Origin of the sequence: Dankookia sp. P2 (assembly GCF_050632255.1) — a bacterium.
Lineage (GTDB): Bacteria > Pseudomonadota > Alphaproteobacteria > Acetobacterales > Acetobacteraceae > Paracraurococcus.
This window is the reverse complement of record NZ_CP192581.1, coordinates 565106-591729: the sequence shown is the minus strand read 5'-3', so window position 1 is coordinate 591729 and position 26624 is coordinate 565106. Positions and strand designations below refer to the sequence as shown.

The window sequence follows — 26624 nt, the reverse complement described above, 5'->3', positions numbered from 1 at the left end:
TTCGCTCCCAGCTTTTTTCAGGCGCGCACGAGCGGGCAGCCGCCCTCGGCCAGCGGCCGGAAGGCCTGGTCCGCCGGCACCGTGCCGGCCAGGGTATAGACGTCGCCGGGATACTTGTTCTCGCCCGGCTTCTTCACCTGCAGCAGGTAGCCTCGGGTGGATCTTCCGCCCGTCCTCGCGGATCAACCCCTTGCCGAAGGCGTCGTCGTCGGTCGGCATGCGCTTCATTAGCGTCACCACCTCCCGCCCGCTCGCCTTGGCCCGCGCCACGCCCAACTCCTTCACCGCCTTCAGGTAATGCGTCACGCCGGCGTAGTTGCCGGCATGCACGTAGTTCGGGAAGACGCCGGTGGGCAGCTTGGTCTGCACCCGCTTGGTGAAGCCGCGGGTTCGATCGTCGAGGTCCCACCAGAAGGTCTCGGCGATGTACATCCTCGCATGGTCTCGAGCCCCGCGGCGAGGACGCCGGTGATCGAGCCGATGATGGCGGCGAATTTCATCCCCGATTTCCTGAGGCCGATTCCTGCGCCTGCTTGACGCAGTTGACCAGGTCGTCGCCCGCCATGGCCAGGCCCAGCACTTTCGCCCGGCCGGCTTGCGCCTGCAGCAGGAAGGCGGAGAAGTCGGTGGTCTGCGGGAAGGGGTAGCGGGAGGCGCCGAGCAGCTTTCCGCCGGCGGCCTCGACGAAGCGCGTGGTGTCGCGCTCGATCGCATGACCGAAGGCATAGTCGGCGGTGATGAAGTACCAGGTGTTGTTGCCCGCCTTGGTCAGCGCCGTCCCGGTGGTGTTGGACAGGCACCAGGTGTCGTAGGACCAGTGGATGGTGTTCGGCGTGCAGGATTTTGCCGTCGAGCTCCGAGGTGCCGGCCGAGGCGTTCAGGTGCACGCGGTCCTTCTCGACGCAGACCGGGTTGATACCGAGCGCGATGGCGCTGTTGCCGACATCCGTCACCACGTCGACGCCGCGCTGGTCGAACCACTGCCGCACGGTGTTGATGCCGACATCCGGCTTGTTCTGGTGGTCGGCGGCGATGATCTCGATCCTGATCTCGGGGTTGCGGGCCGAGAGCTCCTCGACCGCCTGGCGGACGCAGGCGACCGAGGTCGGGCCGGTCACGTCGCGGTAGGGGCCGGAGAGATCCGTCAGCACGCCGATGCGTACGGTCTCCGCAGGCTGGGCCCTGGCACTGCCGAAGACCCAGAGGGGCGACAGCGCGGTGGCGGTGGTCGCGCCAAGGACGGCACGGCGGGTCAGCGACATGAACGGATCTCCCTGCGGCGGCGGTTCCGGCCCACCTTGGGGCCGAGCCTATCCAGCCGGAGCGGCGCGGGGAAGGCATGCCCGGCGGGGTGTTCGTGCCGGCACGCGGCCGGGGGCGGCCGGCGGCCCGCAGCTTGCTTGGTCTCCACCCGTGCAACCAGGAGGGGCTGAATCCCATGCATACCGGTTTCGGACGGCGCGGCCTGCTGGGCGGCGCGGGCGGCATCCTGGCGGCGGCGACGCTGCCCTGGGATCTGGCCTTTGCCCAAACCGCGGGCATCCTGCGCGTCGGCATGACGGCGGCGGCGGTGCCGCTGACCAACGGCGTCCCCGACCAGGGCGCCGAGGGCCACCGCTTCATGGGCGTCACCCTCTATGACCAGCCTGGTCCATTGGGACCTGTCCAAGGCGGATGCCCCCGCGGTGCTGCGGCCCCGGCCTGGCGACCGCCTGGAAGGTGGATCCCGCCAACCCGCAAGCGCTGGACCTTCACCCTGCGCGACGGGGTGAAGTTCCACGACGGCAAGCCGCTCACGGCGCAGGACGTCGTCTTCTCCTTCGACCGCGTGCTGAAGACCGACGCGCCGCATTTCGACCAGCGCGCGGCGGCCTTCGGCCGGGTCCGCATCCCGACCGTCTCCGCCTGGGAAGCGGTGGACGAGCGGACCTTCGCGCTCGAGACCCGCACCGTCGACAGCACCGTGCCCTACGGCGTGAGCTGGATCGGCATCGTCCACCAGGCTGCCTGGGAGGCGGCGGGGAAGAACTGGGACGCCTACATGCCAAAGGCAGTCGGCACCGGCCCCTGGAAGCTGGAGGCCTTCTCGATCCGCGAGCGCGCCGTGCTGGCCCGCAACCCGGACTACTGGGACGCGGCCCGCATCCCTAAATGCGAGAAGCTGGTGCTGATCCCGCTGCCCGAGCCCAATACCCGCGTCGCCGCGCTGCGCTCCAACCAGGTGGACTGGATCGAGGCGCCGCCGGCGGATGCGGTGCCCAGCCTGGAAACAGGCCGGCTACACCATCGTGACCAACCAGTACCCGCATAATTGGACCTGGCAGTTGGCGACCGCCGAAGGCTCGCCCTGGCGCGATAGCCGCATCCGCCGCGGCGCCAACCTCGCGATCGACCGCGCGGCGATGAAGGGCATGCTGGGCGGGCTGATGGACGAGGGTGCCGGGCTGCTGCCGCTCGGCAGCACCTGGAACGACGTGCCGAAGTTCAAATGGGGCTACGACCCCGCGGCGGCGAAGAAACTGCTGGCGGATGCAGGGGTCACGCCGCGCACGCCGTTGAAGACCAAGATCGGCATCTCGACCTCGGGCTCAGGCCAGATGCAGCCGATGGCGATGAACGAAGCCCTGCAGCAGATGCTGAAGGAGGTCGGGATCGAGATCGAGTTCGAGGTCTTCGAGTGGAACACCCTGCTTGCCATCTGGCGGGACGGCTGGAAGGCACCGTCCAACCGCGGGATCACCGGGATCAACATCTCTTTCACCGCAATCGACCCCTTCACGGCGATGATCCGCTTCCTGCGTTCGGACCTGACGCCGCCGGCCGGGAACAACTGGGGCGACTTCTCCAGTCCCGACTACGACGCGCTTATCGCCAGGATCCTATCCGGATTCTGACCAAGCGGCGCAGGACAAGCTGGTTTCCGAGTTGCACGCCAAGATTGTCGAGGATGCGCTGTTCCTCTTCGTCGCGCATGACCTCAACCCACGGGCGATGAGCCGCAAGGTCCAGGGCTTCGATCCAGGCGCGGTCCTGGTTCCAGGACCTGGACGCCGGTCCGCGTCATCGGCTGAGGCGCCGCCTCAACGGTCCGGCACCCAGACCTCCAGGGTGCCGGGCCCGGGGGAGGGCTCGTAGCCGCGGAAATCCTGGATCGCCCAGCCGCGGCCGAGCCGTCCGGCCAGCCGCGCCGGCGGTCGCGGCATCCTCGGCGTGGAAGTAGCGCACCACCCCGCTGCGAGGGCACGGCAGGCACGGGCCGCACCTCCGGGACCTCGAACCCGCCTTCCCGCAGCGAGGTCGACAGTGCCGCCGCCGTCTCCGCCCCGACGGCGGAGCCGCTGCGGTGGTGGACGAAGACCCGCGGCTGGCCACCCGCAGCGGGGGGCGCCTCCCGCGCCGTCCGCGCCGGGCTTGGCGCCAGGGGCGGCGCGGCCCCGCCTGCGACCGGCGGAAGCGCCGCATCGCGTCGCGCAGTTGCCGAGGCCTCGCGGTTGCGTGGCTTCGCGCTGGGGCGGCCGCGACGTCACGCTGCAGCGTGGCGAGTTGCGCTTCCGCCGCCGCACGCGCGCGCGTGAGCGCGTCCAGCCGCGCCCTGCTGCTCCGCCTCGGCGGTCAGGCGGGATCGGATCAGCGAGATCGAGGCGGGCCTGCTCCTGCTCCACGGCACGGCGCAACGCGGCAAGTTGGGATTCCAACTCACCGGAGCCGGAGCAGCGTGGTGGTGGGAGGAGCGGGTTCCGCCGCGACCGGCGGCTCGGCCGGCGGGGCAGGCGGCTGCCGCAAGCCCAGCCCGACGATGACGCCACCGAGTGCCCCCCTGCCAGACACAGGAACAGGGCCAGCAGCAACGTCCGGAAGGTCCATCGCCGCCGCGGCCGCAGCAGGGGCGGGGAAGGCCCCCGCTTTGATACCTCTGCCCAGCGGAGGCTGGGCCACGCCCGGCCCCCGCGTCAATGGGTCTCGGCCGCTACCTCGGCATCAGCGGCGACCGGCATTCCGGCCACGCCGCTTGGCTCTGGGCGGCCAGGGCGCGGGCCATCTGGCTCAGCGCCTCCTGGTGCTTCTCGTTGCTCGATCATGGCGAAGTTGCGCGCCAGCTCGAGGCACATGCGCTGGCGGGGCGAGATCTCGTGCTGCTCGGAATCCGCCGACAGCCCCTCGAAGAACCAGGACACGCCGACGCCGAGAACCTGGGCGATCTCGAACAGGCGGCCGGCCGAGATGCGATTCGAGTCCACGCTCGTACTTGTGAGCCTGCTGGTAGGTGACGCCGATCATCCGCGCGAGTTGTTGCTGCGACAGACCCATCATGACCCGCCGTTCCCGGATCCGGGACCCGACATGGCGGTCAGCGGCACTGGCGCGCTGCCCCGGCTTGGCACCGTCCGGCCGCTTCGCTTCGGTCTGCGTCGTCGTCTGCACCATTGCCGTGCCCTTTGCCGTTAGGAATCTCACCCAACGGAATGCCGCGGCATGGCGGGCGTTCCACCTCGGCGCGTGACGAACGCGTGATGGAAGCGAGAGCCTTGAAACTCACGTCTGGCGCGAGGAACCCTTGCTCGGTGCGGGTCGCCTCGGCCATGCTGCTGGCGCAGCGATTCCACTTCAGCCTTCAAGGATTCCGATGGTCGCCGGCGTCTCCGGCGGGCGGAAGGGCGCGAACAGGCTCATCGCCCGCTCGAGCATCGCCATGTTTTGCTTGCCAACTTCCTCAAGGCCCGGGATGCCGCCAAAAGGCATAAAGCCGCCCATTGCCTGTTCCACCGAGCGGCGCATCTGCTCCTGCTGCCGGGCGAAGCCCGCCATGGCGAATTCCAGGTAGCGCGGCAGCACGCTTTGCAGGCTGTCGCCGTAGAAGCCGATGAGCTGCCGCAGAAAGCTTTCCGGCAGCAGGCTGCGACCCTTCGATTCCTCCTCGACGATGATCTGGGTCAGCACCGAGCGGGTGATGTCCTCGCCCGACTTCGCATCGAAGACGATGAAGTCGCGGCCTTGCCGAACCATGTTGGCCAGGTCCTCCAGCGTCACGTAGCTGGAGGATTCAGTGCTTGTAGAGGCGACGATTGGCGTATTTCTTGACCACTACGGGTTGCAGGGGAGCTTCGCTCGTGGTGTCGGCGCGGGCGGCGTTCTCGGCCATGGCGGCTCCTGTCCTTCATGCGTGTGCGGCGGCGCGGGGCGCCGGGCAGTCGAGGCGTCTTGGGTCGAGACTAGCATGCCCATCCCGCAGCTGCGTTAGAGGGAATCCCGCAGCGCACCAAGACCCGCCATCATATCGTTCGCGCCGCCACCAGAAAGCCACGGCGCTGGACAACGATCGCGCGAGCGGCGAACAGGAGGGGCGGTTGACCGGTCCCGAGGACGAGGCATGCGGACCCGAACGCGAAGCGCCCCACCGGGGCTGGAGGATTCTGGCCGAAGCCTGGGTCACGCTGTGGCAGAGCGAGCTGTCCGGCCTGGCCGTCGACCCGGAGATCGCCGCCGCCTGGCGGCAGGCCGCCGATCTGGCCGCCGCCTGGTATCGCGCGCCGGGCGGCGTGCCGGCGCATGAGCATCCTTCCAGAACCGGAGACGCCCCTCTCGCCCCGCCGGGGGCCACGCCCGCTGGCGCTGCACTTGGCGCTGGCGCTGGCGACCCGATGGGCGGCGCGTCCGTCGCCCGGCTGCGTGCCCGGGTTGACGAGCTGGAGCGCCGACTCGCCGCGCTCGAGCGCGGGACGGCGGGAGGCGGCGCGGATCGCGGCCGGGCTCGCCGCCGGCGGCCATCCGCCTGAAGCCTTCGCCGCCGCGGTCGAGCGTCGGCTACGGGCGCGCGAGGCGGACCTGCTGCACGGCATCCTGGCCTATCGCCGCCACCCCTTCCGCCGCGCCATGCCGCCGGTGCCCGTGGCCTGGGCCGAGGGCGGCAGCCGGCTGCTCGACCATGGCGGGCCGCCCGGCGCGCCGGTGCTCCTCGTCATCCCCTCGCTGGTCAATGGCGCGGAGGTGCTGGACCTGCTGCCCGGCGCCTCGATGCTGCGGCATCTGGCAGGGGCGGGAGTGCGGCCGTTGCTCCTCGACTGGGGCGCGCCAGGGGCGTTGGAGCGTGGCTTCTCGCTGACCGACTACGTCGCTGGGCGGCTCGAGCGCGCCCTGGTTGCCGCCGTCGGCCTTGCTGGCGGGCCGGTGGTACTGGCCGGCTATTGCCTTGGCGGAATGTTGGGCCTTGCTTTGGCGCAGCGCCGGCCGGGTTCTGCTGCGCGGCCTGGCACTGCTGGCCACGCCCTGGGATTTCTGGGCGGCGGACGCTGAGCGGGCCCGCGGCCTCGCCGCCACCCTTCCGGGGCTGGAGCCGCTGCTGCGCGCGACCGGCACGCTTCCGGTCGATACCCTGCAGGCGCTCTTCGCCGCGCATGACGCGGCCGGCATCGGCGAGAAGTACCGCGCCTTCGCCAAGCTGGACCCGGACAGCTCGCGGGCTCGTCGCTTCGTGGCGCTCGAAGATTGGCTGAACGGTGGTGTCCCGCTGGCCGCCCCGGTAGCGCGGGAGGCCCTGTCCGGCTGGTACGGCGCCAACTCCCCGGCGCGTGGAGATTGGCGCATCGCCGGCGAGGTGGTGGCGCCACAGGCGCTGCGGCTGCCGGCCTTCCTGGCCATCCCGGCCCGCGACCGGATCGTCCCGCCCGCCTCGGCCCTGGCCCTGGCGGCGACGATGCCCGGCGCCCATGTGCACCACGCCGCGGCCGGCCATGTCGGCATGGTGGCCGGGGGCGGAGCCGAGGTGCAGCTCTGGCGTCCGCTCCTGACCTGGATCAAGGCGTTGCCTGGCCTGATGGGCTTGTAGGGGCCCCGGGCTTGTTATCGACTAGGGCGCCGGTCCAATGTGCGGCGCAACATCAGGGTGGGAGAACCAGTCTTGACCGAGATCGTCATTGCCTCAGCGGCCCGCACGCCCGTCGGCAGCTTCAACGGCGCCTTCGCCTCTCTCTCGGCGCATGCGCTCGGCACCGTCGCCATCCAGGCCGCGCTGGAGCGCGCCGGGGTGAAGCCGGACGAAGTGGACGAGGTCATCATGGGCCAGATCCTCACCGCCGGGGCCGGCCCGAGAACCCGGCCCGCCAGGCTGCCATGAATGCCGGCATCCCGGCTGCCGCGACCGCATTCGGCATCAACCAGCTCTGCGGCTCCGGCCTCGGAGCCGTGGCGCTCGCGGCGCAGCAGATCAGCAGCGGCGACGCCAGCATCGTCGTCGCCGGCGGGCAGGAGAGCATGACCCAGGCGCCGCATGCCGCGCAGCTCCGCGCCGGGCAGAAGATGGGCGACCTCGCCATGGTCGACACCATGATCAAGGACGGCCTCTGGGACGCCTTCCACGGTTACCACATGGGCACGACGGCCGAGAACGTCGCCGAGAAGTACCAGATCACCCGCGAGCAGCAGGACGAGTTCGCCGCCGCCAGCCAGCGCAAGGCCGGCGAGGCGATGAAGGCCGGCCGCTTCAAGGACGAGATCGCCCCGGTGACGGTGAAGGGCCGCAAGGGCGACGTGGTGATCTCTGAGGACGAGTACCCGAAGCCCTCGACCGACTACGACGTGCTGGCCAAGCTCCGCCCGGCCTTCAGCAAGACCGGCACGGTGACCGCCGGCAATGCCTCGGGCATCAATGACGGCGCTGCGGTTGCGGTGGTGATGTCGGCCGAGGAAGCGCGCAAGCGCGGCGTGACGCCGATGGCGCGGATCGTCTCCTGGGCCACCGCCGGCGTCGATCCCTCGATCATGGGTACGGGGCCGATCCCGGCCTCCCGCAAGGCGCTGCAGAAGGCCGGCTGGTCGATCGACACGCTCGACCTGATCGAAGCGAACGAGGCCTTCGCGGCGCAGGCTTGCGCGGTGAACAAGGATCTCGGCTGGGATCCGGCCAAGGTGAACGTCAATGGCGGGGCGATCGCGCTCGGCCACCCCATCGGCGCCTCGGGCGCCCGGGTGCTGAACACGCTGCTCTTCGAGATGCAGAAGCGCAATGCCAAGCGCGGCTTGGCGACGCTCTGCATCGGCGGCGGCATGGGCGTCGCGCTCTGCGTCGAGCGGCCCTTGAGCCGACCGGCGGGCGCTTGGCGCCCGCCGCTTGGTCCGGGCGGGGCGCCCGGCGCCGGCTGAGACTTCCGCGACGCCGCCGCGCGGCGGCCTTCGGGCGCCGCAGGGCGCGTGCCCCGTGTGCGTCGCGGGATTGACAGTTGCAATCGCTCACCAGTACCGTTCCTGCCACGGATCGCTAGTAATCTCGCGGGGCCGTTGGTCGAGGAGCTGCGTCATGGGTGGACAGGTCAGGTTGTCCGGCGGTCACCTCTGCATAGACCTTACCTATGTACAGATGACCGGCGAGGAACAGCGCGCCCTGCTCGCCGCGGTCCAGGAAACGGTCGTGGCGCATCTTGCCATGATCTCCGCGGCGTCGAATGTCGTCACCATAAGCATGCTGCCGGACAACAACGGCCAGCGGCCGCCGCCGCCGCCAAAGCCCAAGCCGGTGCCGCCGCCGAAGCCCGCACCCAAGCCGAAGCCCGTGCCGAAGCCGAAGGCCGATCCGGCGTGACAGCCCGTCCTGGCGCCGCCGCCTCCGCGGCCTCCCGCCGGGATCAGGCGACGCGGCCAGCCGGCAAGGCGACGCTTTGCCCGAGCGTCAGCGGCGATCCGCGCAATGCGCCGATGGTCATCGGGGTAATCGGTGAAGGCGGTGTCGTTGCCAACCTGCCGACGCCGATCCCACTCACCCCGGGGATGCGGGCGCAGATCGGTGAGAAGCCCGAGACGCGGTTCCGACTGGCCGGGCCATGCGTCGAGCGCCATTGCGCGCATTGGAAGGATGCGTCCTGCTCGCTGATCGGCCGGATGCAGGAGGCCGTCGCCGGATATGTCGAGGCGCGAGAGCCCGGCGCTCCGGTGCCGCGCTGCGGCATCCGTGCCTCCTGCCGCTGGTGGGTGCAACGCGGCCCCGAGGCCTGCCACACCTGCCCGCACGTGCACTACAAGCCATCGGCCTGAGCGACCGGTCCGGGCGGCACAGGTCCCGCATGTACCCCACCTGCCAGCACTGCGATGCACCGGCCGCCTCCGGGCGGTTCTGCGATCATTGCGGCGCCCCGCTCGAGAAGCCCTGTCCCGCCTGCCAGACGCCCAACCGCTTGGTGGCGCGGTTCTGCACCCATTGCGGCGCCGGCTTCGCCGCCGGGGCTGCGGCCGGCGGGCCGGCCGTGGCGGCGTCGCGCGAACGCGAGGCGCAGTACAAGCATGCGACCATCCTCTTCGCCGATCTCTGCGATTCCACCGGCCTGATTGCCGCCATGGACGCCGAGGATGCGAGGCGTCTCGCTCGGCCTCGCGCTCGACACGATGGCCGGAGGCGGTGGCGCGCTGCGGCGGCACCGTCACGGTGCGGATGGGCGATGGGGTGATGGCCATGTTCGGCGCCCCTGTCGCGGTCGAGGACCATGCGGTGCGCGCCTGTTTCGCCGCGCTGGCGATCATCGAGGGTGCGCGCGATATCGGCGGCCGTGCCCTGGCGGTCCGCATCGGCATCTGCAGCGGGCCGGTGATCCTGCGGGCGGGCGGCCAGGACGGCGATGCCGAGGGCATGGCGTCTCCGGCCTGACAGCGCATATCGCCGCCCGGGTGGAGCGCCAGGCCGGAGGCCGAACACCGCCCTGCTGGCGCAGCAGACCGCGGTGCTGGTCGCCGGCGCCGCGCAAGCTCGTGCCGCTCGGCAAGGTGCCGCTGCGCGGCCTGGCCGAGCCGCTGCCGCTCTACCGGCTGCTCGGCGTGGCGAACCGCTCCTCCTGGCTCGTCCGCTCCGGCAGCCGGGCGCTGACCACGCTGGTTGGCCGGCAGCAGGAACTCGCGCTGCTCCACCAGGCGCTGCGGCGCGCCGAGGGGCGGGATGGAGAGCCGGGCGAGGCGCGGGCGGTCGCGCTGGTCGCCGATGCCGGCATGGGCAAGTCCCGCCTGGTGCACGATTTCCTTGGCGCCAGTCCGCTGGCCGTCTGGCGGGTGATGCGGGTCGAGACCACCGTCCACTCCCTCGCGGTGCCTTACCTTCTCGTCACCGCGCTGCTGCGCAGCTCGTCGGCTGCGCGCGCCGGGCGATCCCCCGGCGGAGATCGCCGCCCGGCTGGCCGCGCTGATGTCGGCGTCGGAGATCGATTGCACGCCGCTGCTGCACTACCTGGACAGCGATGCCGGTGGGCCCGACCTCGACCCGACCGATCCGACCCGGCGCCCGCCGGAATCTGTTGGCCGCGCTGGTCGGCGTCCTGCGGCGCCAGGCGGCACCGGCAGCCGCTGATCCTCGTGATCGAGGACTATCACTGGCTCGACGCCTCAAGCGTCGAGGCTGGTCGAGGACTGCTCGACGGGCTCGCGGCGGCAGCCCGTCCTGCTGCTGCCTGACCACGCGGCCGGAACGGCGCCCCGGCTGGTCCTCCGACCCGGCCGCGCCGCGCGCCGAGATCGAGCTCTGGACGCTGAGCGACCAGCAGGCCGAGACGATGACTGCTGCGAGCTGATCGGCCCCGGGCCGGCGCTGGCGCCGCTGCGCGCCCGGATCGTCGCGCGCGCCGGCGGGACGCCCTTTTTCTCGAGGAACTTGCCCGCGCGCTGCATGAGACCGGGGTCCTGGCCGGAGGCGCGCCGCCGCCGTCGGACCTCGAGATTCCCGGCTCGGTGCAGGCCATCGTCGCCGCGCGTATCGACCGCCTGCTGCCGGCGCACCGGCGCATCCTGCAGGTCGCCGCGGTGGTCGGCCTGGCGAATTCTCGCCGGCGCTGCTGGCCAGCATCCTGGAGCTTCCGGCCGCGGTGCTGGCCCGGGGAATCGAGGTGCTCGGCATCGGCGGCTTCCCTGGCGAGGATCGGCCTGCCCGCCGGGGCGCGCTACCGCTTCTCGCATGTGCTGATCCAGGTGATGGCGCATGACAGCTTGCCTTGCGCAGCGAGCGTCGCGGGCTGCACGCGCGCATCCTGCATGTCCTGGAGACCACGCCCGACGAGGCGAGCATCGAGGATCTGGCGCGCCACGCCATCGCCGCCGAGGCCTGGCCGGAGGCGGTGCGCTACTCGCTGGAGGCCGGCGAGCGCGCCACCCGGCGTTCGGCCTGGACCGAGGCCCGGGTCCATCTGGAAGCCGTCCTTACCGCCCTGCAGAAGCAGCCGGTGACGGCCGAGCGCGTGGGCCTCGGCATCGATGTGCGGCTGCGGCTGCGCTTCGTGCTCGGCGCCGCGAACGACCTCGCGCGGGTGCAGGACTACCTGCACGAAGCCGATGTGCTTGCCGGGCAGGCCGGCGACGCGCTGACGCTCGCCCGGGTCTACATCAACCGCTCGACCGCCCTTGCGCATGGCGGCGACCTGGCCCGCGCCAAGGAGCTCAGCCGCCAAGCGCTCGACATCATGCTGGCGGCGGCGGATCCCGTCGGGATCGTCAGCGCCGCCTTCGGGCTGGCCCAGGCGATGTGGTATGCCGGCGACCTGGCCGAGGAGCTGCGGGTGCTCGAGCAGACGCTCGGCCAGGCGCCGAGCGAGGCGGGGCAGCGCCGCAGCGCCGCCACCTTCGTGCTGCCGGCGGTGGTGCATTGCTGCTTCCTCGCGCAGTTCCGCGGAGAGACCGGCGCGGTCGCCGCCGGGTTCCAGGCGATCGAGGAGGCGCGCGGCATCGCCGGCCGGCACGGCCAGGCCTTCGACCGGCTGCTGGTCAACATGTACGAAGGCGACCTGCTGCTGCAGGACGGCCGGGTCACCGCCTCGATCGCGCTGCTGGAACGCGCATTGCGCGGCGCTCGCGCCGATGGCCTCGACTACCACGTGCCTTACATGGCCTATGTCCTCGGCCGCGCCTATGTCCGCGCCGGCCGCTTCGCCGATGCGTCGCGAGCTGCTGACCGCGGGCTGCGAGCGGGCCGACCGCAACGGCCATCGCGGCAAGCGGCTGCTTTGCAACCCGGCCCTGGCCCGGGCCATGGCGGAAGGCCCGCAGCGCGACGTCGCCGGCGCCTGCGCGCTGGCGCGGCGCACCATCGAGGACGCCGACGCGCTGGGCTTCCGGCCGACCCAGGTGCAGGCGCAGCTGGCGCTCGCCCGCGTGCTAGTCCTGGCCGGCGAGCCGGCCGAGGCCGCGGCCCAGCTGCGGGCCGCGGCGATCCTGGCCGCCCGGATCGGGCTGCGCGCGGCGGAGGCCGAGGCGTTGGAACGCCTGGCCGCGCTGCGGCGTGTGCCGCCGCCGGAAGCGGCGGCGGCCTGGTCACCTCCGGTCGGCGGGCCGGAGCCGACGCTGCACTGGAGCAGCGCGGCCGGCGCACCCGGTCAGCAGAAATGCGCGCCGCGGGTCTCCACCGGCAGCAAGTAGATGCTCTGGCTCGCGGCCATCAGCAGCCTGGTTGCGCCGGGTCCCGCCGAAGCAGAGGTTGGCGCAGATCTCCGGCAGCTTGATCAGGCCGATCCGCTGGCCATCGGGGGCGAAGACAGTGCACCCCGTCATAGCCCGCGCCGACCCAGCCGGCGCCGACCCACGAGGTTGCCCAACTCGTCGCAGCGCACGCCGTCGCCGAAGCCCGACTTCCCGTCCATCTCCATGTTGAACTGCGGCTTGCCGGTGCCGAGCTTCTGGCCGTCCACGTCGAAGGCCCAGATGACGTCCTTGGCCTCGGGGTAGTGGCTCGTGCCGCTGTCGGCGACATAGAGCTTCTTGTAGTCGGGCGAGAAGCAGAGCCCGTTCGGCTTGAAAGGGCTGGTCGGTTACCTTGGTAACCTGGCCGGACTGCGCGTCGATCCGGTAGACTGCCTCCTTGATGAAGGGACGCGGGCTGTTCGCGGCCTCCGGCACCCGGTTGCCCTCGTAGTTCATCAGCGCGCCGTAGCCGGGATCGGTGAACCAGATGGCGCCGTCGGCCGGGTGCACCACGGCGTCGTTCGGCGCGTTAAGGGCGCCGTCGGGGCCGCGCGCCGCCAGTACCGTGAGCCTCCCGTCCGGCTCGTAGCGCACCACGTCGCGGTGGAAATGGCGGCAGGCGATCTGACGGCCCTCACGGTCGAAGGTATTGCCGTTGGAGAATCCCGAGGGGCTGCGGAAGCGGCGATGGACCGAATGGTCCTCCTCGTTCATCCGGAGGCATTCGTCGTTCGGGATGTCCGACCAAATCCAGAAGCGGCCGGTGGCATGCCAGGCCGGGCCCTCCGCCCAGCCGAGGCCGGTATAGAGGCGGCGGATGGTGCTGTTGCCGAGCGGCGCGGTGAAGCGCTTCTTGTCGAGTGTGACGATGTCGGCATCGGGGTAGCGGGTCGGTGCGCCGCCGCGGCCATGAGTCGCGCTGCTGCGCGCTCGCCGGGATGGCGGCGCCGGCGGCGAGCGCGCCGGCGAAGCCGCCGAGCAAGGCACGGCGCGAATTCGTGGCGCCGCGGGTCGCGGCGTCTGGGCCTTCGGTCATTCTGTCGTCCTCCCCAGGCGGGCCGGCCCTGGGACGCGGCCCTGACGACAGGGTGGCACGGCCCGGTACGGATAAGACAAGCTAATCGTCGGCCCGGCCGTGCACGCAATCGCGCGGGCCCGCCGGGCCGGCGAGGCTTCTCGCCGGCCCAAGAAACTAGTTAGCCTGTCGAATAATCTAACAGGGAAGAGCCGGCCATGATCGTCGTCAGCGTGTCCTACCCGAACGACCCCGCCACCAAGTTCGACGAGGCCTATTACCTCCAGCAGCATATCCCGCTGGCGAAGCAGCGCTGGTCGGGCATGGGGCTGCAATCCGTGCAGGTGCTGCGCGGCCTCGGCACGCCGGATGGCGGCCCTGCGCCGGTGCGGATCACCGCGCTGCTGGCCTGGGACAGCACCGAGGCGCTGGGCCGGGCGGTCGAGGCGCATGGCGCCGAGATCTTCGGCGACATCCCGAACTTCACCGACGGCAAGCCGGTGTTGCAGGTCAACGAACCGGTAGGCTGACCCCCGCCGGCGCCGGCCCGGCGACTCTCAGCCGAGGGTCGTCAGGTCCTGGAACCAGTGCTGCGCCTGGGTATAGCCGCGCACCGCCTTGCCCATGACATGCGGGTTGGTGTCGTGCACCACGAAGACCAGCAGCGCCTGGTCCACCACCCGCTCATGCACGCGGGCCATGAGTTGGTCGACCTCGGCCGGGTCGAAGGTACTGAGCGCGGTGTCGATCAGGCGGTCGGTCTCGGGGTCGCTGTAGTGGCTCCAATTCACCCCGGTCGGCGCGACCTGCTTCGAGTGGAAGAAGCGGATCAGCGCATAGAGCGGGTCCGAGGTCACATAGGCAACGTTGTTGGCGGTGATGCCGCCAGCCTTGGCGATCTCCCCGGCCGCGCCCTGGCGCCAGCAGGTGTAGAGCACCTCAAGCTCCACCGCCTGGAACTCGACCTCGATTCCCACCTCGCGCCAGGCTGACTGGATGTACTCGTTCATCGGCATCGACAGCATCTGGCCGCTGCCGCCGTGGCCACCAGGAACCTGGTCCGTAGCGGGCTGGCCTTGGAGAACCCGGCTTCCGCGAGCAGCTTGCGCGCCGCGTCCGGGTCGTACTTCACCTGGAACTGCGGCTTGCCGAACCAGGGGGAGGAGGGATCGACCACGCCGCTGGCCGGCTTGGCCAGGCCGTTCATCAGCCCGACCACGTCTTCGCGGTTGATCGCCAGGTTGGCCGCGCGGCGCAGCCGGATGTCGCGCCAGGGCGAGGCCCTCGAGCAGGCTGAGATGGTATTCCCAGACATGCGGGGTGACATTCTCGACGATCCGCATGCCGGACTGCTTCAGCCGCGGCACCAGGTCGGGCGCCGGGGTCTCGATGAAGTCCACCTGGCCGGTCAGCAGCGCATTGGTGCGGGTGACCGTGTCCGGCGCCACCACCAGCACGATCCGGTCGGCCTTCGGCACGCGCTTCGGGTCCCAGTAGGCGGCATTCCTCAGCAACTCGAGGCTCGCCCGCGGCACCAGCTTCCCGGCGCGGAACGGACCTGTGCCGGAGGAGCGCTTCGGCGAAGCGTTCCCAGGACCGGCCGAGCTTCTCGTACTGCGCCGGGGAGGAGATCAGGAACCACAGCATCTGGTACGGGAAGATGCTGTCGACCGCCTTGGTGGTGACCTCCACCGTCATCGCGTCGAGCTTCCGCCAGGCCGCGACGGAGGGCAGTCGCGGCCGCACCTGGGCGGCCTGGCGGTTGTCGAAATGCGGTGCCCTGCGGATTAAGGACCTTTTCGAAATTCCCAGATCACTGCTTCGGCGTCGAAGTCGGAGCCGTCGTGGAACTTCACCCCGGGGCGCAGGCGGAAGACCCATTTCCTGCGGTCGGACGGGTCGGCCTCCCAGGCGGTCGCCAGCCCCGGGATCAGCTTCCCGGGCCGGTCGGCGACATCCATCTCCCAGGCGACCAGCGGATCGTACAGCGTATGGCCGGTGAACTGGTAGGCGCCGGCGCCTCGATCCGGCTGGCCGGTGGTCTGCGGGATGTCGGCCATGGAGATGCCGTAGCGCAGCACCCGTTCCGTCTGCGCAGCGGCCGGGCTGGTTGCCCAAGGCGCGGGCATGCCCGGCAGGGTGGCGAGGCCGGTGGCGCCAAGCATGGCGCGACGCGAGAGGTTCATGCGGGTTTCCCGGGCTGGTGTTCCAGGCCGGCCACGCAAACCGCGTGCCGCCTTCGCATGCGCGCCGCCGCGCCCGGTGGCCAGGATCGTAACCGTGGGCGAGATGAAACCCTTGGCCCTCAACTGGGGCGTGTCGTCGTCGTCCCGCGATCTCGTGCGTTCGAGCCATGGCCAAGGCCGGAGCGGTCATGGCGGTTGTCCCCCTCGCCGGAGCGCGACCGCGATGCGCCTGCCTGCCCACCGCCTGCCACAGGCCTGGATGTTGCTGCCCGTGGCGTGGCGCGCGATCGCTGCTCCAGGCCGGGCGAGACCCTGGCGGCGCTTACCGATCGCCCGCCCGCGCCGGCCCTGCTCCTGCCTCGCGGCACGGAAGGCAACTCGCTCAGCGCCGGGCGGCGGCCTCGGCCTGGCGAAATGCTGGCAGGCCGTCCCGGCGATGCAGGATGGAGATACGGCTGCGAATGTGGCGCAGGGGGTGCGGTTCGAGATCCGGCTGCGCCCGTCGCAGGACCGGGTGGCCGCGCCGCGCGCCGCAGCCTTGGCCAAGCCGGGCTGACCAGCGCCGACCTCACTCCGCCGCGGCCATGCCGGACACCGGCATCGACCGCCGCGCCGCACCGGCCGGCAGGATCGACAGCGGCCGTTCCACCGCCAGGAACAGCACCACGGACCCCGCCAGCGTCGCCAGGAAGGCTGGCACGAGCAGCACCCACCAAGCGGCTTCGCCAAGGCCGGTGACCCCGGCCCCGGCCCCGGCCAGGCGGAGCGCGCGGAACGTCACCTCCAGCGCCAGCCCATGCGAGAGGTAGTAGGAGTAGCTCATGTTGCCGAGCCATCGCAGCGGCCGCCAAGCCAAGCCGCGCGCCACCGGCCCCGTCCCGGCGAAAGCTGCGGCCGGCAGCAGGAAGCCGGCGAGGAAGAGGCCGAGAAAGGAGACCTGCCCGCCCGGCCCGGCCAGCAGCAGCGTGCCGCACAGCAGGACCGCGGCGCCGGCCGCGAGGTCCAGCCAGGGCCCGCGCCGGGCCAGCGCGACGAGGGCCGGCATCGTCTCCACCAGCAGCATCCCGGCGGCGAACATGGCCATCCGGCCATGCGCCCAGTCCGTCGCCAGCATCAGCCCGACCGCACCGAGCATCGCCGCGACCCGCAACCCGGCTGGCCAGCGACGCAGCCGCAGAGCCGCGACAAGCGGCGGCAGGACCAGGTAGAAGGCCATCTCGTAGCTCAGCGACCAGGCGACAATGACGATCGGCTGGATGGTGAAGAGCCCGGGCAGCATCAGCAGGTTGGCCAGCAGCAGCCAAGCACGCTCCCAGCCGCCCGGCGGCAGCCCGCCGCCCGAGGCCGAGGCCAGCGCGATGCCGAAGCTGCAGCGCCAACACCGCCAGGAAGGCCGGATAGAGGCGCTGCACCCGCCGCCCCAGGAATGGCAGGTAGGGCCGCGGCCGGCTCAGCACCATGCGGTAGATCAGGTAGCCGCTGAGGACGAAGAAAAGGTCCACCCCGGCATGCCCCAGCAGTTGCATCGCCCGGCCCGGCGCCGGCAGCGGAAGGCCGGTAGCATAGCCAAGCTGCGAGCCGTAATGGACGAAGAAGACCAGCAGCACGGCGAGGCCGCGCAGGCCCTCCATCGGCAGCAGCCGCTCGGACTCGGCCGCGCCGAGCTCGAACCAGCGGGCGAGCCGGCTGGGCTGCGCTGTCTGCGTCTCAACCTGCTTGCCCACCCTGAGCCCCCGCCCTTCGACCGGCAGCTGCGACCATACTGGCCGCGGGCGGCGCTGGCGCATGACATTGCAACGAGCACGCCGGCGGGCGCGGCGCCGCGGTGTTCCAGCATGCCCACGAGCCGGTGCCCCCGGGACCCGCGGGCGGCTCAGACCCCTCGGCCACCACCACCCGGCGCGCCTGGGCCGGCACAGCGCCGGCCGGGACCAGGGCGCCGAAATCCTTCACCGCCTCCAGCAGCACCACGCCGGCGAAGCGCGGGCAGAGCCGGCCGCCCAGCCTTTCCCAGGCGCCAGCGCCGCGCAGCAGCAGCCGGTTGCGGAAGGGCGGCACATAGAGCGCGGCCTCGCGCCGCTCCACCTGGAACATCTGCCGCCGCAGCAGGCGTTCGATCTGCCCGGCGGAATAAGGCTGGCCATGGCCGAAGGGGGTGCCTTCCGTATGCGCCCAGAGACCGAGGCGGTTCGGCACCACCACGATCATCCGGCCATCATCCTTCAGCACGCGCCATGCCTCGCGCAGCAGGCGGCGGGCATTCTCCGCGGTCTCCAGCCCGTGTACCAGCAGGATCCGGTCGAACATCAGGTCGGGGAAGGGCAGGCAGTCCTCCTCCGCGACTGTGGTGGCCGAGGCCGCCTTGCGCGGCCAGCGCCAGCGCGGCAGGTGCGGTGGGACCGTGGCGACGCAGCGCCCCGCCTCCGCCCGCCAGACCCGCAGGAAAGGGCTGGCATAGCCGAGGCCGAGCACCGCCTGGCCCGGCAGGCTCGGCCAGAGCGCCCGTAGCCGCTCGCGCAGCAGGCGCGCCGCCACCAGCCCCGCCGGGGTGGCGTAGAAATTCCCCAGGCCGTGGACCTCTTGGCTCATGCCAGGGATATAGAGCGCCGAGGGCCTGCATTCAGCGGGGCCGCAGGAGGAGCCAGCAATGCCGCTCTCGGTCACCGCCGTGCCGTGTCTTTCCGACAACTATCTCTGGCTGCTGCAGGACCGGGCGACCGGCGCGGTCGCGGTCTGCGACCCGGGCGAGGCGGGGCCGGCGGTCGCGGCCGTGGAGAAGCTCGGCGGCCGGCTCGACCTGATCCTGCTGACGCACCACCATGGCGACCATATCGCCGGGGTCGCCGAGCTTGCAGGCACGGTTCGGGGGCAAGATCGTCGGCGCCGCGGCGGATGCCCACCGGCTGCCGCGGCTGGACCAGGCTGTGCGCGAGGGCGACACGGTGGCGCTCGGCGAGAGCCGCGCCGCGGTGATCGAGACCCCCGGCCATACCGTCGGCCACATCGCGTTCCATGTTCCGGACGGCACCGCCGTGCTCTGCGGCGACACGCTCTTCTCGCTCGGCTGCGGCCGGCTGCTGGAGGGACCGCGGCGCAGATGTTCGCCAGCCTCGCCAAGCTGGCGGCGCTGCCGGGGGAGACGCTGGTCTGCTGCGGCCATGAATACACCCTCAGCAACGCCCGCTTCGCGCTGACGGGGTGGAGCCCGGCAATGCGGCGCTGCAGGCCCGGGCCGAGCAGGCGAAGGCGCAGGTCGCCGCCGGACGCTTCACCGTGCCAACCACCATGGCGGAGGAACTGGCCGCCAATCCTTTCCTGCGCGCCGGCGACGTCGCCCGGCTGGCGGCGATCCGGAGCGCCAAGGACAGCTTCAGGTGATCCCCTCGCCCGACCTGCGCGATCCGTCGATCGACGCGGCGAGGGTGATTGCCGCGCTCGGCCTCGCCCCGCATCCCGAGGGCGGCCACTACCGGGAGGTCTGGCGCGATCGACCGGCTGGCGGCGGGCGCGGCGCCGGCACGGCGATCTACTACCTGCTGGCGGCCGGCGAGCGGAGCCACTGGCATAATGTGGACGCCGCCGAGGCCTGGCATTGGTATGCCGGCGGGCCGCTGGCGCTGTCGCTTTCGACGGATGGGACGGGGGAGGAGGTGTTGCAGCTCGGCCCCGACCTCGGCGCCGGGCAGCGGCCCTTCGCCGTGGTGCCGGCCGGCTGTTGGCAGGCGGCGGCGCCGCTCGGCGCATGGGTACTGGCCGGCTGCACGGTCAGCCCGGCCTTCGACTTCGCCGGCTTCGCCATGGCGCCGCCCGGCTGGGCGCCGGGATAGCCGGCCCCGCTCAGCCGCCTTCGAGGAAGGCCAGCGCCTCCGGCGGCACCGTGCCGCCCGAGGCGCGGCCGATCGCCTCGGCGGGATCGGCGCTGACGCCGTGCTCGACATGCGGCGCCAGCACGTCGAGGTAGCGGGCGATGAAGACCATCCCCGGGTCGCGGGTGAGCATCACCTCCCGCGCCGGGGTCGGGTGCGGCCAGGCGGCATGCCGCTGGGCGATGCCGGCCTTGATGCCCGCGACCCCGAGATTGCCGGTATAGCCGCGCAGGTCGTTCACCAGATGGTAGCTGGCGGCTTCCGGGTCCCTGGCATGGATGGCGCGGATCGAGATCGAGGAAGAGCGTCAGGTCCACATCGCCGACCAGCCGCATCAGCGCCAGCCGGAGTTCCGGGAGCACCATGATGTCGACGCGGCTGCTCGCGCCCGGAGGAGGCGGCACCATCCTGGCGCGTCAGGCGTGGCGATGCTTGGACATGGACAAACCCACCGAGCAATCGATCGTCGTTATAGTTAATCTCGTTTCAGTTGAAAAGACGTGCTCGTTTCGGCCGTCGCGTCAGGTGTCGGACCGTGCCGTCGCCGCCAGTGCGCCGCCGCCTGCCACCAGCGCCGCCGCCGCCAGCACCGCCCCGCCAAGCTGGCCTTCCCCGAAGGCGACCAGCAGGAGGGTGGAGCCGACCGGCGTCGCATAGGCCAGGGTGCCGAGCAGCCGCGGGTCCCCCCGCTTCATCCCGAAATCCCAGAGGAAGAAGGCCGCACCGACAGGGCCGGTGCCCAGCAGCAGGATCGCCGGCCATTGCGCCGCCCCGGGCCAGCCCGGTGGCTCGACGGCCAGGTGGGCCGCCAGGGTGACCGCGGCAGCGGCCAGGCAGAATCCGGCCACCGCCTCGGTCGGGGGTGCGGGCCAGGCGCGGCATGCCCGCCAGCACTGAATAGAGCGCCCAGGTCAGGCCGGCGGCGAGCGCCAGGGCATAGCCCAGAGGCGCGCCGCCGCCGAAGCCCTCCGCAGTCCCGCCCGCCAGCAGCAGCACCGCGCCGAGCGCACCAAGCCCGACCCCAGCCAACCGCCGCGGCCCGAGCCGGAGGCCGCGCAACGGCGCCGCCAGCAGCACGATCAGCAGCGGCCAGGTGTAGTTCAGCAAATTGGCCTCGACTGGCGGCGCCAGAGCGAGGGCGGCGAAATCACAGCGCGTGGTAGCCGGCCAGCCCGCCGACCCCGTGCAACCAGACCAGTGGGGGCTGCCGCAGCGCACCCAGCCGGCCGCGCGCCGCGACCACCAGCAGGCCGAGCGTGCCGCCGACGGCAAAGGCGAGGCCGGTCAGCAGTAGGGGCGGCACCGGCTGAGCCAGCCGCGCCAGCAGCGCCAGGAAAGCCCAGAGCAGGAGCGCGGCGCAGCCCGCGAGGGTCGCCCTGAGAGGTCCTGAGGTCACGCGGCTTCCATTCGGGTCGGGATGGCCGGAGAGCCTATGCTGGGCCGGAAGATCCGCGGAGACGGCAGGATGGGTTTCTGGGCGCGCACCTTCATCACCGCCTTCGCGCTCTGGGCGGCGACGCAACTCGTGCCGGGCATCGAGGTGCGCGGCGTCTTCTGGCTGTTGCTTACCGCCCTGGTCTTCGGCTTGGTCAACGCCTTCATCCGGCCGGTGCTGGTGCTGCTGTCCCTACCGCTGACGCTGGTGACGCTGGGCCTGTTCCTGCTGGTGGTGAATGCCGCGATGCTCGGCCTCACCAGCTGGCTGGTGCCGGGTTTCGCAGTGGAGGGGTTCTGGCCGGCCGTCTGGGGGGCGATCGTGGTCTCGGTGATGAGCTGGGCGGCGACGCGGCTCTTCGCCCCGCCGGCGGAGCTGCCGGGAGCCGGGCGGTAGGGGAGGGCGCGGGGAGGCAGCGATCCACCCTCCCTGAAAGAACGATAGTGGGCTGCCGGTGTCCCATACGGGCGGTCCGGCGCTTCGGCCCGCTTTCGCCGCGGGTGGACAGGCCTCGCTCGCGATCAGGCGGTCGGCCGGCCTGACACGGCCAGGACGACCCCGGCCCAACGGGACCTGTCCCGCGATCACCACCCGGCGACCGGCCCGATGCCGCCGGTTCGCGCCTCGGAACACCGCTGTGCCTACGCATTCCTGCGATCTGCGTGAAAACTCAACTGCTCCCGGTGTCCCCGTTCACCCGGGCTCCGTACAGGCTGAGGTTGGCGGCTGCGCCTCCATGAGGCGCACCGCCTGCCGTATTTCTCCGGCGCGGACGGCTTCTAGATGCGGGTGCTCCCGCTGACACCCCCGTTGCAGGAGCCCTCTTTGGCGCTCGCCGTCTCGATCGCGCCCGCTCCACCCTGCCGCTTGCGCGTCGCCCTGCCGCCCGACGAACGCGTCCGTCTCTGTCCGCATCTCGAGGCTTCGAGCTCCGATTTCGCAAGATTTCACACGCGCCGGGCTGGTCCACCGAGGCCGTCCTCGTCCCCGGAGCCGGCCATGTCCCGTTGCTGGCCTCCTTGGAGGATCGCAAGGCCGAGGTCCACTTGTCGGCCATGAGGGGATGGTCGGGCTACCGATCGTGCCCCGGCGCCGATCATGACGACATCAAGGCGATGGTGCAGGCGCCCGGCACCGCCCTGCGGGCGGACGGCCGCGCCTTGCGCGAGAAGCTGGAGCGCAACCCCGGCCTGCGCGCGCTGCTGCGGCGCCATGCCCTGTTCCAGCACGGGCAGGTGGCGCGCATAGCGGCCTGCAACGGGCGGCACCGCATCGATCAGCGCCTCGGCCGCTGGCTGCTGATGGCGCATGACCGGGCGGACGGGGACAGCTTCCTGATGACCCATGAGGTCCTTTCGACGTAGCGCGGGGTGCGCCGTGCCGGGGGCATCGCCGCAACCGGCCGGGTCTCGAAGACGGGGCTCATCCTCTACGAGCGAAATTGCATCGAGGTCACCGACCGGCCCGGCCTGGAGCGCGCCTGCTGCGAGTGCTCCGGCGTGCGCCGGCGGGCCTGTGACGAACTGCTCGGGCCCGCCCAGGCAAGTTCCCGGGCGGCGACCACCGCCGCTGAGGGCCTTCTGGGGGAGGCCACGGTCGGCCTTGCCCCGCTAACCCTGCACCAGCGCCCGCCAGGGCGCCCAGCCATCAACCAGCGCGGCGATCGCGGCATAGCCGGCGGCATCTGGATGCACCCCGTCGCCCCGCGCCGCGGCATGCCGCCAGGCCTGCCCGGCAGAGAGCGGCGCGTGCAGCGCGAGATAGGGCAGGTCCATCGCGTCGCAAAGCGCCGCAAGCCGTCCCGAAAGCGCCGCGACCCGCTTGTCATGCGCCGCATCATGCGCGAGCGGCGGCGGGCCGACCATCAGCACCGGCCAGCGCGTCGCGGCCCAACCGAGCAGGGCGGCGGCATTCTCCTCCGTCACTTCGGGCGGCACGCGGGGCATGTCGTCCTCCAACGTGCAGTCATTCGCGCCGAAGCTGAAGACCACCGCCTGCGCCGTGCCGGCGCCGAGCAGCCGGGCGAGGATCTCGGGCTCTGCGCGCCGCCGCAGGTCGGCGCTGGTGTCGCGCCGGATGCCGAGATTGTAGGCGGCGAAACCCTCGCCGCGGTGCCATGCGGCGGCGGCAACCCGGCCGACCCAGCCGAGCGCCGCCTCATCCCCGGTGCCGGCGACGAAGCTGTCGCCGACGAAGCAGACGCGCAGGTCGCGGATCATGTCTCGAAGGCGGGGTCGATTGGGACGCGCAGCGCCTCGGCCAGCCGGTTGGTCTCGGCCGCCATGCCGACGACGCCCAGCAGCTCGCCGAACATCCCCTCGTCCATGCCGGCGCGGCGGGCGGCGGCGCCGTGGCTCGCGGTGCAATAGGCGCAGCCCGCGGCCATCGAGACCGCGAGGTAGAGCATCTCCTTCGTCCTCGCGTCGAGCGCGCCGGGCGCCATGACCTGGGTCAGGCTCTCCCAGGTCCGCTTCAGCGTGGCGGGATCGACCGCCAGGGCCTTCCAGAAATTATTCACGTCCGGCACGCCGCGTGCGGCCTTGATGGCGTCGAAGACGGCGCGGACCTCGGGTCCGGCCTCGGCGTATTCGATGAGGCGCGGCATCAAGCGGGCGCGCCCGGCAGCGGCCGCCAGGGCAGCGGCGCGAAGCGGGTGCCGTAGAGTGCGACCTCCTGCCAGACCCCGCCGGTCGTGTAGGGGTCCTCGGCCAGCCAGGCCCGCGCGCTTTCGTCGGTGTCGTACGCGATGACCACGGCGGAGCCGATCATGGCACCGTCCGGCGCGTCGAGGATGGCGCCGCCGAGCGCGAGGCGTTCCCTCGGCAGCCATGGGTGCGACCCGCGCCAGATGCGCTGCCCGCACCGCCTGGCGCCGCGCCGGCGCGCCGGCATCGGTGCCGTCGCGAGCAACCACGACGGTATGGGTGCGGCGGGGCGCCAAAGGCGTGCCGGGTTGCGGCAGTGGCCGGTAGGGCAGCGGGGCGATGCGGAAGGGGAAGTGGGTCACCCGGGTCCAGACGCCGGCATTGTTGAAAGGCTCGGCCGCCAGATAGTCGCGCAGCCCGGCCTCGTCCGCCACCGCGAGCACCATGAAGGAGCCGAGGGCGCGGCCGTCATCGGCCAGCAACGGCGTCCCGAAGGCGAGCCTTCCATCGCCGGCCCATTGCGTCAGAACCTCGAGGTGCCGGTCGCGAGCCGCCTGGCGCCGCGCCGGAGCCTCGGCATCCTCGCCGTCATAGGCGAGCACGGCATAGCCCATCGCGTCTCACTCCTCGTCGCTGCCGTCCCGCGGCGGCGCCGCGGAGCGGGTCGCGCGGTTCAGTACATGTGCTGGCCGCCGTTGATCGACAGCGTCGAGCCGGTGATGAAGTCGGCCTCGTCGCTGGTCAGGAAGACCACGCCGCGGGCGATGTCATCGGCGGTGCCAAGCCGGCCGCGGGGGATCTTGGCGATGATCTTCTCCAGCACGTCGGCCGGCACCGCGCGCACCATCTCCGTGTCCACATAGCCGGGGGCGATGGCGTTCACGGTGATCTGGTTGCGGGCGCCTTCCAGGGCGAGCGCCTTGGTGAAGCCGTGGATGCCCGACTTGGCGGCGGCGTAGTTCACTTGGCCGAGCTGGCCGGCCTGGCCGTTGATCGAGCCGATATTGACGATGCGGCCGAATTTCCGCCCGCTCATGCCGTCCCACACCGCCTTGCAGGTGTTGTAGCAGGAGCCGAGATTGGTATCGATCACGTCGTCCCACATCTGTCGGGTGAGCTTCCGCATCATCGCGTCGCGGGTGATGCCGGCATTGTTGACCAGGATCTCGATCGGGCCCTGCTCCTCCTCGATCTTGGCGATCGCGGCGACACTGGCGTCGAAGTCGCCGACGTTGAATTTGTAGCAGGGAATTCCGGTGCGCTCGGTGAAGGCCTGCGCCGCGGCGTCGTTGCCCGCGTAATCCGCCACGACCTTGCGGCCGGCCGCCTTCAGCGCCTCGCTGATCGCGGCACCGATGCCGCGCTGCCCGCCCGTGACCAATGCAACTCGTGCCATGTCCCTGTCTCCCTCTGTGATTTGCGCCCAGGACTCCGGGCCGACGCCGTGCCGGGCGATGCATCGCGCGGCGCCGGATCGCTAGGTCAGCCTGTTAGCCGGTTTGGATCAAGCGTGAATGCCCCACCGTGTCATTGCGGCGGATCAAGGAGAGGCCGGCGGCGCGGGTGCGGATTGTCCACGGCCGTCCCCCGCCGGGGTCCTCGCCGTGCGCCCCGCGCTGCAGCCCGGCCGGTTGCGCCTCAACGCGACTTCTGGGCGAGGATCCATCCGACCACGCCGTCGAGCTCCGCCGTGGTCAGGCGGTAGTCCGGCATCCGCGCATGCGGCGTCTGCAGGAAGGCCCGCAACGACATTTCGGTGGTCGAGGGCATCGCCGCCACTGCGGCGAAGGGTGGCGCAGCATCGCCGGCCGGGCCGCGCGCCCCGGGCCCGATCACGTGGCAGTTGGCGCACCAGGTCTCCGCTACGCGGCGGCCCTGCTCCAGCCTTTCTTGCCGCGCCGGCCCTGCGCCGTGCCTTGTGCGGCGGCGATGCCGGGCAGCAGGGCGGCCAGGACGATGATGGATCGCATCGGGCTTCTCCTTCGCGGCAGCGCCGGACCTGACCTAGGACTCGGTGCGGCGACATGCCGGGAGGGAAGGATGGCAAGATTCAGTGGCAAGGTGGTGCTCATCTCGGGCGGCGCGCGCGGCCAGGGCGCCGCCGAGGCACGCCTGCTGGTGGCGGAGGGCGCCCACGTCGTTCTGGGCGACCTGCTCGACCAGCAGGGCAAGGGCGCTGGCTGAGGAGCTCGGCCCGGCCGCCCGCTTCATCCGCCAGGACGTGACGCAGGAGGCCGACTGGGCCGCTGCCGTGGCGGCGGCCGAGGCGATGGGCGGGCTTCACGGCATGGTCAACAATGCCGGCGTCTACGTGCCGAAGCGGCTGATGGAGACCGACGCGGCGCTGTTCGAGCGGCACATGCGGGTCAACCAGCTCGGCTGCTTCCTCGGCATGCAGGCCGTGGTGCCGGCGATGGAGCGCTCGGGCGGCGGCTCGATCGTCAACATTTCCTCGACCGCGGGGCTGCGCGGCTCCCCCGGCGCGATCGCCTATAGCGCTACCAAATGGGCGCTGCGCGGGATGACGAAGGCGGCGGCGCTCGACCTCGCGCCGCGCGGCATCCGGGTGAACAGCGTCCATCCTGGGCCGATCGAGACCGAGATGGTGCAGGTCTGGAGCAACGCGCAGCGAGTCGAGCGGCTTGCGCGGATTCCGATGGGTCGGATCGGCCAGGCCGAAGAAGTGGCGCGGGCGGTGCTGTTCCTGCTGTCGGAGGAAAGCAGCTACATGACGGGCGCCGAGCTGGCGGTGGATGGCGGGGCGACTCTGTAGCCGGCGGCGGCTTGGGGGCCTCGGCATGCCGTCGCAGCCGGCCGGCCCGTACCGGGTGGCGAACCAGCCTTGCCCTGCGGCGGGGACTGCCGGTAACGGCAGCCAGCGCTGGCCCAAAGGACCCGACGGCATGCCTCAACCCTGGCTTTCCCGCCGCACTGCCCTGGCGGGCCTCGGCACCGTGGCGCTGGCCGGCCAGGCATCGCGCCGCGCCCTGGCCCAGCCGGCCCGCCCGATCACCCTGGTGGTGCCCTATGCCGCGGGCGGCGGGACCGACATCATCGGCCGGG

At 71.6% G+C, this 26624-nt stretch carries 33 protein-coding genes and 5 pseudogenes; 19 read left to right on the top strand and 19 right to left on the bottom strand.

All coding sequences use genetic code 11. From position 1 onward, the window contains the following. Nucleotides 1-213: 213 nt before the first annotated feature. Both ACQ86J_RS03455 and ACQ86J_RS03450 read right to left on the bottom strand, forming a co-directional pair. Nucleotides 214-432: pseudogene (locus tag ACQ86J_RS03455) on the bottom strand (ABC transporter substrate-binding protein); the annotation flags it as partial. A gap of 482 nt (nucleotides 433-914) precedes the next feature. Continuing rightward, nucleotides 915-1262 (bottom strand): annotated as a pseudogene (locus ACQ86J_RS03450) (ABC transporter substrate-binding protein); the annotation flags it as partial. Between the two features lie 176 nt (nucleotides 1263-1438). Between ACQ86J_RS03450 and ACQ86J_RS03445 the strand changes: the two are divergent. Continuing rightward, nucleotides 1439-2311: an ABC transporter substrate-binding protein gene (locus ACQ86J_RS03445; RefSeq protein ID WP_431270037.1), complete on the top strand. Its 873-nt coding sequence runs from the start codon at nucleotides 1439-1441 to the stop codon at nucleotides 2309-2311. Continuing rightward, the gene (locus ACQ86J_RS03440) at nucleotides 2289-2894 is read left to right on the top strand and encodes an ABC transporter substrate-binding protein (RefSeq protein WP_431270036.1); all 606 of its coding nucleotides are present in this window, start codon (nucleotides 2289-2291) and stop codon (nucleotides 2892-2894) included. The genes ACQ86J_RS03445 and ACQ86J_RS03440 overlap by 23 nt, the downstream gene beginning before the upstream one ends. 186 nt (nucleotides 2895-3080) lie before the next feature. Here the strand turns inward: ACQ86J_RS03440 and ACQ86J_RS03435 are convergent, their stop codons facing one another. The 3 genes from ACQ86J_RS03435 to ACQ86J_RS03425 all read right to left on the bottom strand — a co-directional run bounded on the left by ACQ86J_RS03435 (nucleotide 3081) and on the right by ACQ86J_RS03425 (nucleotide 5004). Further along, entirely contained in the window at nucleotides 3081-3203 is a 123-nt protein-coding gene (locus ACQ86J_RS03435) for a hypothetical protein (protein WP_431270035.1), read from the bottom strand. Between the two features lie 747 nt (nucleotides 3204-3950). Beyond that, on the bottom strand, nucleotides 3951-4238 hold the full coding sequence (locus tag ACQ86J_RS03430) for a hypothetical protein (RefSeq protein ID WP_431272795.1): 288 nt from the start codon (nucleotides 4236-4238) through the stop codon (nucleotides 3951-3953). Nucleotides 4239-4605: 367 nt separating this feature from the next. Next, nucleotides 4606-5004, bottom strand: coding sequence for a polyhydroxyalkanoate synthesis repressor PhaR (locus ACQ86J_RS03425; RefSeq protein ID WP_431272722.1), 399 nt, complete (start codon nucleotides 5002-5004; stop codon nucleotides 4606-4608). Between the two features lie 672 nt (nucleotides 5005-5676). On the opposite strand from ACQ86J_RS03425, the gene ACQ86J_RS03420 reads away from it, so the two are divergent. From ACQ86J_RS03420 to ACQ86J_RS03385, 8 genes and pseudogenes are all read left to right on the top strand, one after another. Further along, nucleotides 5677-6291 (top strand): hypothetical protein, encoded by a 615-nt coding sequence (locus ACQ86J_RS03420; protein ID WP_431270034.1) that lies wholly within the window; start codon nucleotides 5677-5679, stop codon nucleotides 6289-6291. Further along, complete coding sequence (locus tag ACQ86J_RS03415; protein ID WP_431270033.1) at nucleotides 6206-6823, top strand: hypothetical protein; 618 nt, start codon at nucleotides 6206-6208, stop codon at nucleotides 6821-6823. Before ACQ86J_RS03420 ends, ACQ86J_RS03415 begins: the two co-directional genes overlap by 86 nt. A gap of 72 nt (nucleotides 6824-6895) precedes the next feature. After that, nucleotides 6896-8067 (top strand): annotated as a pseudogene (locus ACQ86J_RS03410) (acetyl-CoA C-acetyltransferase); the annotation flags it as partial. A 223-nt stretch (nucleotides 8068-8290) separates the two neighbouring features. Next, the gene (locus ACQ86J_RS03405; RefSeq protein WP_431270032.1) at nucleotides 8291-8572 is read left to right on the top strand and encodes a hypothetical protein; all 282 of its coding nucleotides are present in this window, start codon (nucleotides 8291-8293) and stop codon (nucleotides 8570-8572) included. Continuing rightward, nucleotides 8569-9021, top strand: coding sequence for a hypothetical protein (locus ACQ86J_RS03400; protein ID WP_431270031.1), 453 nt, complete (start codon nucleotides 8569-8571; stop codon nucleotides 9019-9021). Before ACQ86J_RS03405 ends, ACQ86J_RS03400 begins: the two co-directional genes overlap by 4 nt. Nucleotides 9022-9050: 29 nt before the next feature. Next, nucleotides 9051-9431, top strand: a complete 381-nt coding sequence (locus ACQ86J_RS03395) for a double zinc ribbon domain-containing protein (RefSeq protein WP_431270030.1) — start codon at nucleotides 9051-9053, stop codon at nucleotides 9429-9431. Next, complete coding sequence (locus ACQ86J_RS03390; protein ID WP_431272794.1) at nucleotides 9383-9628, top strand: hypothetical protein; 246 nt, start codon at nucleotides 9383-9385, stop codon at nucleotides 9626-9628. The genes ACQ86J_RS03395 and ACQ86J_RS03390 overlap by 49 nt, the downstream gene beginning before the upstream one ends. Nucleotides 9629-9648: 20 nt before the next feature. Continuing rightward, a complete protein-coding gene (locus ACQ86J_RS03385; RefSeq protein WP_431270029.1) occupies nucleotides 9649-10422 on the top strand; it encodes an ATP-binding protein in 774 nt (257 codons plus the stop codon). Nucleotides 10423-10904: 482 nt separating this feature from the next. On the opposite strand, the gene ACQ86J_RS03380 is transcribed toward ACQ86J_RS03385, so the two are convergent. Continuing rightward, nucleotides 10905-11936: a hypothetical protein gene (locus ACQ86J_RS03380; RefSeq protein WP_431270028.1), complete on the bottom strand. Its 1032-nt coding sequence runs from the start codon at nucleotides 11934-11936 to the stop codon at nucleotides 10905-10907. On the opposite strand from ACQ86J_RS03380, the gene ACQ86J_RS03375 reads away from it, so the two are divergent. Further along, nucleotides 11890-12372 (top strand): hypothetical protein, encoded by a 483-nt coding sequence (locus tag ACQ86J_RS03375; protein WP_431270027.1) that lies wholly within the window; start codon nucleotides 11890-11892, stop codon nucleotides 12370-12372. The genes ACQ86J_RS03380 and ACQ86J_RS03375 overlap by 47 nt on opposite strands. Here the strand turns inward: ACQ86J_RS03375 and ACQ86J_RS03370 are convergent. Further along, the gene (locus ACQ86J_RS03370; RefSeq protein WP_431270026.1) at nucleotides 12268-13401 is read right to left on the bottom strand and encodes an SMP-30/gluconolactonase/LRE family protein; all 1134 of its coding nucleotides are present in this window, start codon (nucleotides 13399-13401) and stop codon (nucleotides 12268-12270) included. The two genes, ACQ86J_RS03375 and ACQ86J_RS03370, sit on opposite strands and share 105 nt — an antisense overlap. 246 nt (nucleotides 13402-13647) lie before the next feature. Here ACQ86J_RS03370 and ACQ86J_RS03365 point away from each other — a divergent pair, with 246 nt between their 5' ends. After that, on the top strand, nucleotides 13648-13959 hold the full coding sequence (locus tag ACQ86J_RS03365) for an EthD family reductase (RefSeq protein WP_431270025.1): 312 nt from the start codon (nucleotides 13648-13650) through the stop codon (nucleotides 13957-13959). 27 nt (nucleotides 13960-13986) lie between these two features. Here ACQ86J_RS03365 and ACQ86J_RS03360 read toward each other — a convergent pair whose 3' ends face one another. The 5 genes and pseudogenes from ACQ86J_RS03360 to ACQ86J_RS03340 all read right to left on the bottom strand — a co-directional run bounded on the left by ACQ86J_RS03360 (nucleotide 13987) and on the right by ACQ86J_RS03340 (nucleotide 18204). Continuing rightward, a complete protein-coding gene (locus ACQ86J_RS03360) occupies nucleotides 13987-14964 on the bottom strand; it encodes an ABC transporter substrate-binding protein (protein ID WP_431270024.1) in 978 nt (325 codons plus the stop codon). A 252-nt stretch (nucleotides 14965-15216) separates the two neighbouring features. Then, nucleotides 15217-15615 carry an ABC transporter substrate-binding protein gene (locus tag ACQ86J_RS03355; protein ID WP_431270023.1) on the bottom strand — a complete coding sequence of 133 codons (399 nt, stop codon included), beginning with the start codon at nucleotides 15613-15615 and terminating at the stop codon, nucleotides 15217-15219. 568 nt (nucleotides 15616-16183) lie between these two features. Next, the gene (locus ACQ86J_RS03350; RefSeq protein WP_431270022.1) at nucleotides 16184-16894 is read right to left on the bottom strand and encodes an acyltransferase family protein; all 711 of its coding nucleotides are present in this window, start codon (nucleotides 16892-16894) and stop codon (nucleotides 16184-16186) included. Nucleotides 16895-17042: 148 nt separating this feature from the next. Further along, nucleotides 17043-17246: pseudogene (locus ACQ86J_RS03345) on the bottom strand (acyltransferase family protein); the annotation flags it as partial. A 76-nt stretch (nucleotides 17247-17322) separates the two neighbouring features. Next, nucleotides 17323-18204 (bottom strand): class I SAM-dependent methyltransferase, encoded by an 882-nt coding sequence (locus ACQ86J_RS03340; protein WP_431270021.1) that lies wholly within the window; start codon nucleotides 18202-18204, stop codon nucleotides 17323-17325. Between the two features lie 58 nt (nucleotides 18205-18262). Between ACQ86J_RS03340 and ACQ86J_RS03335 the strand changes: the two are divergent. From ACQ86J_RS03335 to ACQ86J_RS03325, 3 genes and pseudogenes are all read left to right on the top strand, one after another. Next, nucleotides 18263-18809 (top strand): annotated as a pseudogene (locus ACQ86J_RS03335) (hydroxyacylglutathione hydrolase family protein). 4 nt (nucleotides 18810-18813) lie between these two features. Beyond that, entirely contained in the window at nucleotides 18814-18993 is a 180-nt protein-coding gene (locus tag ACQ86J_RS03330; RefSeq protein WP_431270020.1) for a hydroxyacylglutathione hydrolase C-terminal domain-containing protein, read from the top strand. After that, nucleotides 18993-19442: a cupin domain-containing protein gene (locus tag ACQ86J_RS03325; RefSeq protein ID WP_431272721.1), complete on the top strand. Its 450-nt coding sequence runs from the start codon at nucleotides 18993-18995 to the stop codon at nucleotides 19440-19442. The genes ACQ86J_RS03330 and ACQ86J_RS03325 overlap by 1 nt, the downstream gene beginning before the upstream one ends. A gap of 10 nt (nucleotides 19443-19452) precedes the next feature. Here ACQ86J_RS03325 and ACQ86J_RS03320 read toward each other — a convergent pair whose 3' ends face one another. From ACQ86J_RS03320 to ACQ86J_RS03310, 3 genes are all read right to left on the bottom strand, one after another. Beyond that, entirely contained in the window at nucleotides 19453-19722 is a 270-nt protein-coding gene (locus ACQ86J_RS03320; RefSeq protein WP_431270019.1) for a hypothetical protein, read from the bottom strand. 280 nt (nucleotides 19723-20002) lie between these two features. Then, complete coding sequence (locus ACQ86J_RS03315; RefSeq protein ID WP_431270018.1) at nucleotides 20003-20329, bottom strand: EamA family transporter; 327 nt, start codon at nucleotides 20327-20329, stop codon at nucleotides 20003-20005. Nucleotides 20330-20628: 299 nt separating this feature from the next. Beyond that, nucleotides 20629-20877 (bottom strand): hypothetical protein, encoded by a 249-nt coding sequence (locus tag ACQ86J_RS03310; protein ID WP_431270017.1) that lies wholly within the window; start codon nucleotides 20875-20877, stop codon nucleotides 20629-20631. A gap of 69 nt (nucleotides 20878-20946) precedes the next feature. Between ACQ86J_RS03310 and ACQ86J_RS03305 the strand changes: the two genes are divergently transcribed. Next, nucleotides 20947-21312 (top strand): phage holin family protein, encoded by a 366-nt coding sequence (locus ACQ86J_RS03305; protein WP_431270016.1) that lies wholly within the window; start codon nucleotides 20947-20949, stop codon nucleotides 21310-21312. A 659-nt stretch (nucleotides 21313-21971) separates the two neighbouring features. Continuing rightward, the gene (locus tag ACQ86J_RS03300; protein WP_431270015.1) at nucleotides 21972-22280 is read left to right on the top strand and encodes a hypothetical protein; all 309 of its coding nucleotides are present in this window, start codon (nucleotides 21972-21974) and stop codon (nucleotides 22278-22280) included. Nucleotides 22281-22526: 246 nt separating this feature from the next. On the opposite strand, the gene ACQ86J_RS03295 is transcribed toward ACQ86J_RS03300, so the two are convergent. From ACQ86J_RS03295 to ACQ86J_RS03280, 4 genes are all read right to left on the bottom strand, one after another. After that, nucleotides 22527-23135 (bottom strand): GDSL-type esterase/lipase family protein, encoded by a 609-nt coding sequence (locus tag ACQ86J_RS03295; protein ID WP_431270014.1) that lies wholly within the window; start codon nucleotides 23133-23135, stop codon nucleotides 22527-22529. Next, nucleotides 23132-24175: a carboxymuconolactone decarboxylase family protein gene (locus tag ACQ86J_RS03290; protein WP_431270013.1), complete on the bottom strand. Its 1044-nt coding sequence runs from the start codon at nucleotides 24173-24175 to the stop codon at nucleotides 23132-23134. Before ACQ86J_RS03290 ends, ACQ86J_RS03295 begins: the two co-directional genes overlap by 4 nt. Nucleotides 24176-24234: 59 nt before the next feature. Continuing rightward, the gene (gene phbB / locus ACQ86J_RS03285) at nucleotides 24235-24957 is read right to left on the bottom strand and encodes an acetoacetyl-CoA reductase (RefSeq protein WP_431270012.1); all 723 of its coding nucleotides are present in this window, start codon (nucleotides 24955-24957) and stop codon (nucleotides 24235-24237) included. A gap of 242 nt (nucleotides 24958-25199) precedes the next feature. Beyond that, nucleotides 25200-25397 carry a hypothetical protein gene (locus tag ACQ86J_RS03280; protein ID WP_431270011.1) on the bottom strand — a complete coding sequence of 66 codons (198 nt, stop codon included), beginning with the start codon at nucleotides 25395-25397 and terminating at the stop codon, nucleotides 25200-25202. A 204-nt stretch (nucleotides 25398-25601) separates the two neighbouring features. On the opposite strand from ACQ86J_RS03280, the gene ACQ86J_RS03275 reads away from it, so the two are divergent. Both ACQ86J_RS03275 and ACQ86J_RS03270 read left to right on the top strand, forming a co-directional pair. Then, complete coding sequence (locus ACQ86J_RS03275; RefSeq protein ID WP_431270010.1) at nucleotides 25602-25745, top strand: hypothetical protein; 144 nt, start codon at nucleotides 25602-25604, stop codon at nucleotides 25743-25745. 37 nt (nucleotides 25746-25782) lie between these two features. Then, complete coding sequence (locus tag ACQ86J_RS03270) at nucleotides 25783-26334, top strand: SDR family NAD(P)-dependent oxidoreductase (RefSeq protein WP_431270009.1); 552 nt, start codon at nucleotides 25783-25785, stop codon at nucleotides 26332-26334. Nucleotides 26335-26624 lie beyond the last annotated feature (290 nt).